This is a genomic window from Roseixanthobacter pseudopolyaromaticivorans (assembly GCF_043195145.2).
In the GTDB taxonomy this organism is placed as follows: domain Bacteria; phylum Pseudomonadota; class Alphaproteobacteria; order Rhizobiales; family Xanthobacteraceae; genus NCEH01.
The window spans coordinates 3919949-3931321 of record NZ_CM195539.1; the positions used below are offsets into that span (position 1 = coordinate 3919949).

11 protein-coding genes are annotated in these 11373 nt (G+C 68.9%); all 11 read left to right on the forward strand.

The window, feature by feature from the left end; translation table 11 throughout:
* Positions 1–53: 53 nt before the first annotated feature.
* The 11 genes from V5F68_RS18485 (at position 54) to V5F68_RS18535 (ending at position 11189) form a co-directional block, all read left to right on the forward strand.
* Positions 54–536: an MSMEG_0572/Sll0783 family nitrogen starvation response protein gene (locus V5F68_RS18485; RefSeq protein WP_348843976.1), complete on the forward strand. Its 483-nt coding sequence runs from the start codon at positions 54–56 to the stop codon at positions 534–536.
* An 83-nt stretch (positions 537–619) separates the two neighbouring features.
* Positions 620–1684 carry a Nit6803 family nitrilase gene (locus tag V5F68_RS18490; protein ID WP_394015708.1) on the forward strand — a complete coding sequence of 355 codons (1065 nt, stop codon included), beginning with the start codon at positions 620–622 and terminating at the stop codon, positions 1682–1684.
* Positions 1590–2729 carry an MSMEG_0568 family radical SAM protein gene (locus tag V5F68_RS18495; protein ID WP_394015707.1) on the forward strand — a complete coding sequence of 380 codons (1140 nt, stop codon included), beginning with the start codon at positions 1590–1592 and terminating at the stop codon, positions 2727–2729. Before V5F68_RS18490 ends, V5F68_RS18495 begins: the two co-directional genes overlap by 95 nt.
* Positions 2726–3271: an MSMEG_0567/Sll0786 family nitrogen starvation N-acetyltransferase gene (locus V5F68_RS18500; protein ID WP_394015706.1), complete on the forward strand. Its 546-nt coding sequence runs from the start codon at positions 2726–2728 to the stop codon at positions 3269–3271. The genes V5F68_RS18495 and V5F68_RS18500 overlap by 4 nt, the downstream gene beginning before the upstream one ends.
* Entirely contained in the window at positions 3268–4245 is a 978-nt protein-coding gene (locus V5F68_RS18505; protein WP_394015705.1) for a sll0787 family AIR synthase-like protein, read from the forward strand. Before V5F68_RS18500 ends, V5F68_RS18505 begins: the two co-directional genes overlap by 4 nt.
* A complete protein-coding gene (locus V5F68_RS18510) occupies positions 4242–5480 on the forward strand; it encodes an MSMEG_0565 family glycosyltransferase (protein ID WP_394015704.1) in 1239 nt (412 codons plus the stop codon). Before V5F68_RS18505 ends, V5F68_RS18510 begins: the two co-directional genes overlap by 4 nt.
* On the forward strand, positions 5473–5760 hold the full coding sequence (locus V5F68_RS18515) for an MSMEG_0570 family nitrogen starvation response protein (RefSeq protein ID WP_394015703.1): 288 nt from the start codon (positions 5473–5475) through the stop codon (positions 5758–5760). Before V5F68_RS18510 ends, V5F68_RS18515 begins: the two co-directional genes overlap by 8 nt.
* Positions 5761–5773: 13 nt before the next feature.
* Positions 5774–7054: an MSMEG_0569 family flavin-dependent oxidoreductase gene (locus tag V5F68_RS18520; protein WP_394015702.1), complete on the forward strand. Its 1281-nt coding sequence runs from the start codon at positions 5774–5776 to the stop codon at positions 7052–7054.
* A 23-nt stretch (positions 7055–7077) separates the two neighbouring features.
* On the forward strand, positions 7078–7980 hold the full coding sequence (locus V5F68_RS18525; protein ID WP_394015701.1) for a Pnap_2097 family protein: 903 nt from the start codon (positions 7078–7080) through the stop codon (positions 7978–7980).
* 309 nt (positions 7981–8289) lie between these two features.
* The gene (locus tag V5F68_RS18530) at positions 8290–9786 is read left to right on the forward strand and encodes an aldehyde dehydrogenase (RefSeq protein WP_394015700.1); all 1497 of its coding nucleotides are present in this window, start codon (positions 8290–8292) and stop codon (positions 9784–9786) included.
* A gap of 170 nt (positions 9787–9956) precedes the next feature.
* On the forward strand, positions 9957–11189 hold the full coding sequence (locus tag V5F68_RS18535) for a CaiB/BaiF CoA transferase family protein (protein ID WP_394015699.1): 1233 nt from the start codon (positions 9957–9959) through the stop codon (positions 11187–11189).
* Positions 11190–11373 lie beyond the last annotated feature (184 nt).

Below are 11373 nucleotides of genomic sequence, written 5' to 3' on the forward strand. Positions count from 1 at the left end.
AACTGCTCGTCAGCCCCGCACCGCCAAGGGGCCCACCCAACGAGGAGTTCCGCATGCCCGTCGTGACCGCGCCCGCCCACCAGAAGGGTGATTTCTTCGTCGATTACGAGGACAAGAAGTTCGAGGACGTCAAAGCCCTGCCCGGCGAGAAGGCGCTCGTGACCTTCCACACCGTGGCGTTCGAAGGCTCCATCGGCTTCGTCAACCTGCTCCAGGCCACCCGCCTCAAGCGCAAGGGCTTCGAGACCTCGATCCTGCTCTATGGCCCCGGCGTGACGCTGGGCGTGCAGCGCGGCTTCCCGAAGCTCGGCGACGAGGCCTTCCCCGGCCACCAGAACTTCAACAACCAGATCACCAAATTCATGGAAGAGGGCGGCAAGGTCTATGCCTGCCGCTTCGCGCTCCAGGCCCTCTACGGCCATGGCGAGCCCTCGCTGATCCCCGGCATCACCCCCATCAGCCCGCTGGACGTGCTCGACCTGGTGCTGCTCCACCGCCGGGACAACGCCTTCATCCTCGACACCTGGACCCTCTGACACCTGGACCCTCTGACACCTGGACCCTCTGAGGGCTGGCCCCTCAAAGGCCCAGTCTCGACCCACGCATGATGGAGGCGAAGATGCCGAAAGAGACCAAGGTCCGTGTGGCCGCGGTTCAGATCGCACCCGATCTCGACACCCTGGAGGGCACGCTCTCGCGCGTCCTCGCCGCCATCGCGGAGGCGGCGGAGAAGGGCGCCGGGCTGGTGGTCTTTCCCGAGACCTTTCTGCCCTGGTACCCCTATTTCTCCTTCGTGCACCCGCCGGTGCTCACGGGGGCCGAGCATCTTCGCCTCTATGACAATGCCGTGGTCGTTCCCGGCCCGGTGACCCACGCGGTGGCCGCCGCAGCGAAGCGGCACGCCATCGTGGTGGTGCTGGGCGTCAACGAGCGCGACCATGGCTCGCTCTACAACGCTCAGCTCATCTTCGATGCCGACGGCACGCTGCTGCTCAAGCGGCGCAAGCTCACCCCGACCTTCCACGAGCGCATGATCTGGGGCCAGGGCGACGGTGCCGGCCTCAAGGTGGTCGACACCGCTGTCGGCCGGGTCGGGGCGCTGGCCTGCTGGGAGCATTACAACCCCCTCGCCCGCTACGCTTTGATGGCGCAGCACGAGGAGATCCATGTCGCGCAATTCCCCGGCTCGCTCGTGGGGCCGATCTTTGCCGACCAGATCGAAGTCACCATCCGCCACCACGCCTTGGAGAGCGGCTGCTTCGTGGTGAATGCCACCGGCTGGCTCACCGAGGAGCAGATCGCCCGCATCTCGCCGGAGGAGAAGCTCCGCAAGGGCCTCACGGGCGGCTGCATGACGGCGATCATCTCCCCGGAGGGCGCCCATGTGGTGCCCCCGCTCACCTCGGGCGAGGGCATCCTGATCGCCGACATCGACCTCGCGCTCATCACCAAGCGCAAGCGGATGATGGATAGCGTGGGCCATTACGCCCGCCCCGAACTGCTCAGCCTCAACCTCGACAACCGGCCCGCCGTGCCCATGCACGCGGTCGCCGATTTCTCGTCCTTCCCCGCCTTCGGGAGCGCCAGCGATGAAACAGACGATGCCCAACGCCGCCGCCATGGCGCCCCTGCCGACGGCCCAATTGATCAACGAATTGCAATCGTTGGGGGTGCGGCTCGTTGATCCCAAGGCGGGCGCGGACAGCCGGCGCGGCGGGGCGGGTCCCTCCGACCATAAGGCGCTCACCCTCGACGGCATGACCGTGATGGTGCCGGTGCACACCGCGCCGGCCTTCGAGAGCCCTTATCTGGTGGAGAAGCCGGACGCCTTCGGCAACAGCCGCATCAGCCGCGACGGCGTGCCGATCGCGCAGGTGAGCTTTCCGGTGCGCCCCCGCTTTTACGACCGCGTGACGGCGGACGGTGTGCCTTATTCCAAGATCGCCGTGCTGCATGGGCGCGACGTGCTCGCCACCACCGTTCTGCAAAGCTGCATCCGTTTCGCGAGCCGCACCAAGACCTGCCAGTTCTGCGCCATCGGCCAGTCGCTGGCGGCGGGACGCACCATCGAGCGGAAGACGCCCGCCCAGCTCGCGGAGGTCGCCAAGGCGGCTGTGGAGCTGGACGGCGTGAAGCACATGGTGATGACCACCGGCACCCCGCCGGGCAAGGATCGCGGCGCCGCGATCCTCACGCAGAGCGCGGCGGCGGTGAAGGCGGCGGTGGACCTGCCAATCCAGGCCCAGTGCGAGCCGCCGGACGACGACGCTTGGTTCGCCCGCATGCGCGCGGCCGGCGTCGATGCGCTCGGCATGCATCTGGAGGCGGTCACCCAAGGCGTGCGCGAACGCATCATGCCCGGCAAGGCGCAGGTTTCGTTGGAGCGTTATTTCTCCGCCTTCGAGGCCGCCGTGCCGGTGTTCGGGCGCGGGCAGGTCTCCACCTACATCCTCGCCGGGCTCGGCGACACGGCGGACGAGATCCTCGCCATGTGCGCGAAGCTGGTGGGCATGGGGGTCTATCCCTTCGTAGTGCCGTTCGTGCCCATTTCCGGCACGCCGCTGGAGAGCCACCCGACCCCGGCGCCCGCCTTCATGCACGCCATCCTCAAGCCGCTCGCGCGCATGCTGGTGGAGAGCGGGCTGAAGTCCGTGGACATCAAGGCCGGCTGCGGCAAGTGCGGCGCGTGCTCGGCCCTCTCCACCTACGAGCGGGGAGGCTGCGCGTGATGTTCGAACCCTTCAAGCCGTTCCTGGCCTCCGAATTCCAGGTGAAGCACGCGACCGAAGCCTGGGAGCGCGCGGGCGCCGCCCGCCTGCGCCGCACGGTGTTCTGCCGCGAGCAGGGCCTGTTCGGCAGCGACGACCGCGACGCCATCGACGACGTGGCGACGCCCATCGTCGCGGTCTCCTTCCTCGGCGTCGCGGCGCACGATGTGGTGGGCACGGTGCGCATCCACGAAGAGACGCCCGGCGTGTGGTGGGGCTCGCGGCTCGCGGTGGCGGAGGACTATCGCAAGGTCGGCGCGCTCGGCGCCTCCCTCATTCGCCTCGCGGTCTCCACCGCCCATGCCCAGGGATGCGTGAAGTTCCTGGCCAATGTGCAGGCGCAGAATTTGCTGCTGTTCCGCCGCATGCGTTGGCGCAGCGTGGCGGAATTCGATCTGCACGGGCGGCCCCATCATCGCATGGAGGCGGACCTTGCCTATTACCCGCCGATCTCCACCGGCGCGACGGGCTTCGTCGCCTTGCCCCGGCGGGCTGCGTCATGATCGAGACCCGCGCCTTCGCTGAACTTGCGCAGCGCCTGCGGGCGGGCGCCGGCCTGGCCGCCAAGCGCGACATCGGCGCGGTGGCGGCAAGGCTCGGCCTGTCCGCCTCCGCCGTGCCGGTGGGCGATGATTGCGCGGCGATCCCGGACGGGGACGGGTTTCTGCTGCTCGCCATCGAGGGCTTCATGAATGCGTTCGTAGCCGGCGATCCCTGGTTCGCCGGCTGGTGCGGGGCGATGGTGAACATCTCCGACGTCGCCGCCATGGGCGGGCGCCCGCTCGCCATCGTGGACGCCGTATGGGCGAACGGAGAAGACGGCGCGGCCCCCGTGCTGGAGGGCTTGCGCGCGGCCTCGCAGGCGTTCGGCGTGCCGCTGGTGGGCGGCCATTCCAATCTGAAGAGCGAGGCCGGCGCGCTCTCGGTTGCCATCCTCGGGCGCGCGCAGAAGCTGCTCACCTCCTTCGACGCGCGACCCGGCGAAACGCTGATCGCCGCCGTGGACCTGCGCGGACGCTATCGCGAGCCCTTCTCCAATTGGGAGGCGGCCACCGACGCGCCGCCCGCCCGCCTGCGCGGCGACATCGAGCTGCTTCCTGAGATCGCCGAGGCCGGGCTGTCGCGCGCCGCCAAGGACATCAGCCAGGCCGGCATGATCGGCACCACCGCCATGCTGGCGGAATGCTCGCGCATCGGCCTGGAGATCGAGCTTGCCGCCATCCCCCGCCCGGACGGCGTGGACCTGACGCGCTGGCTGCTGAGCTTCCCGAGCTTTGGCTATCTGCTGTCCGTCGCACCGCCCGACGTGGCGCAGGTGATTTCCCGCTTCGCCGCGCGCGGCATTGCCGCCGCCGCCATCGGCACCGCGGTCGCGGGCGGCGAGGTGGCGCTGAACCATCGTGGGACGCGCGAGGTGATCTGGGATTTCGCGCGAAGCCCGCTCATCGGCTGCGCGCCGCTGGAGATCGCCTCATGACCGCGCATGTTCTCCCGCCCAATCGCCCGCTGCGCATCGCGATCCTCGCGCACTCCACCAATCCGCGCGGCGGCGTGGTGCACGCTTTGGAACTGGGGGATGCGCTGGCGCGCCTCGGCCATCAGGTGGTGGTGCACGCGCCCGACGCGAAGGGCGCCGGCTTCTTCCGCACCAGCCTGTGCGGCACGCTGAGCGTTCCGGCTTCCCCCGTGGGCGCCGACATGACGAACATGGTGCGCATCCGCATCGCCGATTATGTGCGCCATTTCGAGGATCCGGCCCACCGGGCCTTCGATGTCTTCCACGCACAGGACGGCATTTCCGGCAATGCGCTGGCGACCCTGAAGGAACGCGGGCTGATCCGCGCCTTCGCCCGCACGGTGCACCATGTGGACGCCTTCGCCGATCGCGCGCTGATGGAGCTTCAGACCCGCGCAATGGCGCACGCAGACCGCCTGCTGGTGGTGAGCCGCACCTGGCAGGAAGAGCTTTCCGCGTGGCTCGGCAAACGCGCCGACATCGTCGGCAACGGCGTCGACACGCGGCGCTTCTCGGCGACGCCGGACGGGCGGGAGGACGCCTTGCGCGCCCGCCTCGGACTCGGGGCCGGGCCGGTGTTCCTCGCCGTCGGCGGGATCGAGGGGCGCAAGAACAGCGTGCGCCTGCTGGAGGCCTTCGCCCGCGTTCAGAACCGCCGGCCCACGGCCCAATTGGTGATCGCGGGCGGTGCCTCCCTGCTGGACCATCACACGGTGCAGCAGGCATTCGATCTCGCCCTCGCCCGCCTCACCCTGCCCGACGGCGCGGTGATCCGCACCGGGCCGCTGGCGCAAGAGGACATGCCGGCGCTCTACCGCCTCGCCGATACGCTCGCCTTCCCCTCGCTGAAGGAAGGCTTCGGCCTCGTGGTGCTGGAGGCCATGGCGAGCGGCGTGCCGGTGGCGACCGCGCGCATCGCGCCCTTCACCGAATATCTCGGCGCCGAGGATGTCGCCTGGTGCGACCCGCTGGACGTCGCCTCCATCGCCGCCGCCCTGGACGCAACGCTCGACGCCGCGACCCGCGCTCGCCTGGTGGCGAACGGCGCGCGCATCGCCGCCCGCCACGATTGGGACAGCACCGCGCAGGCGCACCTTTCCACCTACGCGCGGCTTCTGGCCCCCGCCGAAGCGGTGCCGACCGAAGCCAAGCCGACCGAAACCGCGCCGACCGCCCTGGAGGCGACCCATGCCTGAAATGCGCTTCCACATCCGCTGGCCCGACGGGACGAAGGAGGCCTGCTATTCGCCTTCCCTCGTCATCAAGGACCATTTCGCCCCCGGCGAAAGCTATCCCCTCGCCGATTTCCTCGCGAAGAGCCGCGACGCCCTCACCACGGCCAGCGAGCGGGTGCGGGCGAAATACGGGATGCCCTGCTCCCTCGCGCTGGGCCAGCTCGCCCGCATCGAGGCCACCGGCCGCACCTTTTCAAACCACCCCAACGCCCGCGTCAGCATCGACGCATTCGAAGACTGATCGGAGCCAAGCCATGACCAATGAAACCCTTCCGCACCACAGCGTCGTCATCATCGGCGGCGGGCAGGCCGGCCTTTCCGCCAGCTCCTATCTGAGCGAAAGCGGCATCGACCATGTGATCTACGAGAAGCACCGCGTGGCCCATGCCTGGCGCGACCAAAGGTGGGACAGCTTCTGCCTCGTCACGCCCAACTGGCAGTGCAAATTGCCGGGCTATGATTATCCCGGCAGCGAGCCGGACGGCTTCATGAAGCGCGACGAGATCGTCGCCTATGTGGAGGATTACGCCAAGCGCATCGCCGCCCCGGTGCGCGAGGGCGTCGGCGTCAACCGCCTGTCGCGGCAGGAAGACGGCCGCTTTCTGGTGGAGGCGGCGGACGGGGCCGTGACCGCCGGCGCGGTGGTGCTGGCGGTGGGCGGCTATCACGTGCCGAACGTGCCGCGCATGGGCGAGCGCCTGCCGGAAAGCATCGTGCAGGTGCATTCCTCGAAATATCGCCACGCCGGCCAATTGCCTGAAGGCGAGGTGCTGGTGGTGGGCTCGGGCCAGTCCGGCTGCCAGATCGCCGAGGATTTGCACCTCGCGGGGCGCAAGGTGCACCTCATCGTCGGCAGCGCGCCGCGCTGCCCGCGCGTCTATCGCGGCCGCGACAGCGTGGACTGGCTCGCCGACCTCGGCCAATACGACCTGCCGGTGGAAAACCACCCGCTGAAGGAGAAGGTGCGCAAAAAGGCGAACCATTATCTCACCGGCCGCGACGGCGGGCGCGACATCGATTTGCGCCGCTTCGCCCTGGAGGGCATGAAGCTCTACGGCCGGCTGGAAGCGATCAGCGGCGGGTGCCTGCAGTTCCGCGACGACCTCAAGCAGAATCTCGATTCCGCCGACGCGGTCTATAACGGCATCTGCGGCCTGATCGACAAGCACATCGCCGAGAACAAGATCGCGGCGCCGGCGGGCACCCATTACAGCCCGCTCTGGCAGCCGGGCGCGGCGGTGCGCGACCTTGATCCCGTGGCGGCGGGCATCACCAGCGTGATCTGGGCCACCGGCTTTCATTCCGACTGGTCCTGGGTGGACCTGCCGGTGTTCGACGGCGCGGGCTATCCCACCCACAAGCGCGGCGTCACCAGCATGGACGGGCTCTATGTGCTCGGCCTGCCCTGGCTGCATTCCTGGGGCTCCGGCCGGTTCGTGGGGGTCGGGCGCGACGCCGCCTATCTCGCCGCGCGCATCGGCGAGCATCTCGGCGTGCGGCGGCGCGGACCGGTGCGGTTAGATCTGGCGGTGTGAACGACGCGGCGCGGAGAACCCTCATGAGCATCGCCTTCCGCCTGCCCCTGCCGAGCGGCTTCCTGCCCGCCGGCCTGTCGCTGCCGGGCTTTCGTCCCGGCGACCCGCTGGCCGAGCCAATCCGGCTCGGCATGCCGCAGCTCGCCTATGGCGGGCTTTCGGAAACCTGGCTGCTGAAGGAACTCGGCCATCGCCACTGGCTGCTGCTCGCCCGCAGCATCGGGCGCGAGGTGCCCGATTTCCGCGACGCGGACGGCGCCACCGTCTATGCCGCCTTTATCGCCGTGTCGGTCGAGGACGCCGCGTTCGGCACCCTGCGGGAGCACGACAGCCTCACCGTGCGCTCGCGCCTGGAGCGCATCTCGCGCACCCAGTTCGCCAGCCGGCACGAGCTGCTGCGGGACGGCATTCCCATGGGCAGCGTGGAGATGACCTCCGTGTTCGTGAAGCGCCGGGAGAAAGGCCGCAACCGGGCACTGTCGCGTGTCGCCCTCTCCGGCTTCGCCGCGCCAGCCGCGGCCCCCGCCCTCGCGCGCACCGCCCAGCTTGCCGCCACCATCCGCGCCGGGCGGTTCGCCCAGCACTTCGGCTTTCCGAACGCGGAGGGCGAGAGCGGCATTTCGCTCACCGTGCGCCCCTGCCCCTCGCAGGATTTCAACGGCGCCGACTTCCTGTATTTCGCGTCCTTCCAGGCGTTCGTGGACCGGGCGGAATGGGAGGCGATGGACGCCCCCGCCGGCCTGTTCACCCTGGCGCGGGACATGGTGTTCCATTCCAACGTGGAGATCGGGGACGCGGTGCGCATCGCGGTGAAGGCGCAGCGCGCGGAGGGTGACCAGCTGCTGCACTGGTGCGTGCTCACCCGCGCGGCGGACGGCGCCCGCCTCGCCGACATCTTCACCCGCCGCGCCCCCGCGCCGCGCTAGGGCCCGTTGGACGGGCCAATCCACCGCTCCGGTGCCGGCCTGGTGCCGGCCCGGATTCATCTGCGGCGAACGTTCGCGCGAAAAGGCGGTTTCATCGGCCGAAAAGCCGCCGACACGTGCCACGAAACTTATGTTCGTCTGCGCTAAGCCTCTGTTTCACGTGAAACATTTTCCCGGCCCGTCGGCCGCTCGCGCATCGTCTCGGGGGATCCGCAGAGGCGCAAAGGCTTCTCCTGCCGCAAGTTTCGGCGTGCCCGGCGACAAGGGATGTGAAAGCTTGGTGCAACGCAGCATCAGCGGGGATTGCAGATGAACGAGATGAGCTTCGACCATTGGAAATCCGCAGCCGCCTCCTTGAACTTCCGAACGGAGGTCTTCATCGAAGGAAAAACCCTGCCCGCGGCCTCCGGCGAGACCTTCGCGGCGATCAACCCGGCGACCGGCGAGGTTCTGGCGCAGGTGGCAAGCGGCGGCGCGGCGGATATCGACCGCGCGGTCGCCTCGGCCCGCAAATCGTTCGAATCCGGCGTCTGGTCGCGCATCGCCCCGGCCGCGCGCAAGGCGGTGCTGCTGAAGCTGGCGGATCTGATGCGCGCCAACCGGGTGGAGCTCGCCCTGCTCGACAGCCTGGACATGGGCAAGCTCGTGGTCGAGGCCGCCAGTATCGACGTAACCAATGCCTCCGGCGTGTTCCAATGGTATGGCGAGGCCATCGACAAGGTCTATGACGAGGTGGCCCCGACCGCCCCCGGCGACCTCGCCCTGGTGCGACGCGCGCCGCTGGGCGTCGTGGGCGCGGTGGTGCCCTGGAACTTTCCCCTCGACATGGCCTCGTGGAAATGCGCGCCGGCGCTGGCGGCGGGCAACAGCGTGGTGCTCAAGCCGGCCGAGCAGTCCGCCTTCTCGGCCCTGCGGCTCGCGGAACTCGCCATCGAGGCCGGGTTGCCGGAAGGCGTGCTGAACGTGGTGCCGGGCTATGGCGAGACCGCCGGCCGCGCGCTCGGCCTGCACATGGATGTGGATGTGCTGGCCTTCACCGGCTCCACCGAGGTGGGCAAGTATTTCCTGGAATATTCCGGCCAGTCCAACATGAAGCAGGTCTGGCTCGAATGCGGCGGCAAGAGCCCCAACCTGATCTTCGCCGATTGCGAGGACCTGGATGCTGCCGCCGACATGGCCGCCGCCGGCATCTTCTTCAACCAGGGCGAGGTATGCTCGGCCAATTCGCGGCTTCTGGTCGAGCGCTCCATCCATGATGCGTTCGTGGAGAAGATGATCGCCCGCGCCGCGCAGGTCGCGCCCGGCGATCCGCTCGACCCCGCGTCCACCATGGGCGCCATGGTGGATGCCAAGCAGACGGCGCGCGTGCTCGCCTTCATCGAGGCGGGCAAGAAGACGGCCCAATTGGTGCGCGGCGGCGAGCAGGTCACCATCAACGGCAGCGGCTGCTATGTGACGCCCACCATCTTCACCGGCGTGAAGCCCACGGACCCGCTGGCGCAGGAAGAGATCTTCGGCCCGGTGCTCTCCATCACGCCGTTCGACAACGAGGCGGAAGCCGTCACCATCGCCAACGATACCATCTATGGCCTGGCGGCTTCGGTGTGGACCGATAATCTCTCCCGCGCCCATCGCGTCGCCGACAAGCTGCGGGCGGGCACGGTCTCGGTAAACACCATGGATGCCACCACGCCAATGACGCCGTTCGGCGGCTTCCGCCAGTCCGGCTTCGGGCGCGACCTCTCCTTGCACGCACTCGACAAATACACCGGGCTGAAGACCATCTGGATCAAGTACAAGGCGTAAGGCGCACCCCATCTTCGGCGTGCCGCGCCACCCGTTGGGCGCGGCACGGCACGGCGGCCGGCGTCGCGCGATGTCGCACCGGCAAAATTCCTGCTTGAACTCCGCCCCCCGAAACTGGTGGAAGAGACAGGGCGCCTCAGGCGCGTCGGTCGGGATCGGGAGTGGATGAGATGAGCGCAGGGGAGCACGGCGCGTTGCCGCTTGAGGGCATCAGGGTTCTCGATCTCTCGCGTATCCTCGCGGGCCCGTGGTGCGCCATGGTGCTCGGCGATCTCGGCGCCGACGTGATCAAGGTGGAGCATCCCGGCCGGGGCGACGACACGCGGGACTGGGGCGTACGGACCGCCGGCACCAACACCTCCTATTTCGACAGCGTGAACCGCAACAAGCGCTCCATCGGGGTCGATCTCTCGACCCCGGAGGGGCTCGCCATCGTCAAGGCGCTCGCGCGCGAAAGCGACGTGGTGGTGCAGAATTTCAAGACCGGCGGCGCCGCCAAGCTCGGCCTCGGCTACGAACAGCTGCGCGCTGAAAACCCGCGCCTGATCTATTGCTCCATCGCGGGCTACGATTCCCGCGGGCCGGAAGCGAGCAGGCCGGGCTACGATCTCGTGGTGCAGGGCGAGACCGGGCTGATGGCGCTTAATGGCGAGCCCGGCCGCCCGCCGCTGAAGTTCGGCGTCGCGGCGGTGGATCTGTTCACCGGCCAATATGCCGCCCAGGCGGTGCTCGCCGCGCTCTATGCCCGCGAGCGCACCGGGCAGGGCCGCGAGGTGGAACTTGCGCTCTATGATTGCGGCATCGCGCTGACCTCCTATTACGGCCTGGAAGCCCTGGCGCGGCAAGCGGACCTGCCGCCAGTGGGCAATGCCCATCCCTCCATTGTGCCCTATGGCGTGTTTCCGACCATGGACGGGCCGATCGTGATGACGGTGGGCAACAATGCCCAATACCGGCGCTTCTGCGAAAACGTCATCCATCGCATGGACCTGTTCGAGGATCCGCGCTTCGCCACCAATCTCGACCGCGCCCGCAACCGCGCGATCCTGATCCCCTTGGTGGAAGAGGAACTCTCCCGCTGGCGGCGGCCGGAGCTGTTGGCGCGCCTGGAGGAAGCCGGCATTCCCTGCGGCGAGGTCCTGGGCCTGCATACGGCGCTGACCTCGGAACGCGCCCGCGCGGCCGGGCTTGTGGTCGCGGCGCAGGACGTGCCGCGCGCCGCCGACGAAGGGGAGACGAGCGCCCAGGTGCTAGCCCCGCCCTACCGGCTCGATGGCGAGCGCGTGCCGGTGCGCCGCATGCCCCCCGCGCTCGGCTCGTCCGGCGCCGCCCTTCTCACCGAGCGGCTCGGCTACAGCGCCGCGGAGCGGGAAGAATTGACCGCCAAGGGCGTGATCTGCTGATCCTCGCCGGGGCGGAGCGGCCCGCGGGATATCGACCGGCCGCTCCAGCCCCGCGCAAGCAAACCGCCCTTAAGTGCACTCCGTCATTCGATCGAACGACTGGCGGATGCCCAGATGCACGTGATTTCCAAGAGTTGGCGGACCAAGGCTGAAGGCCGAACCGGCACACCGGGTTCGGGCCGGG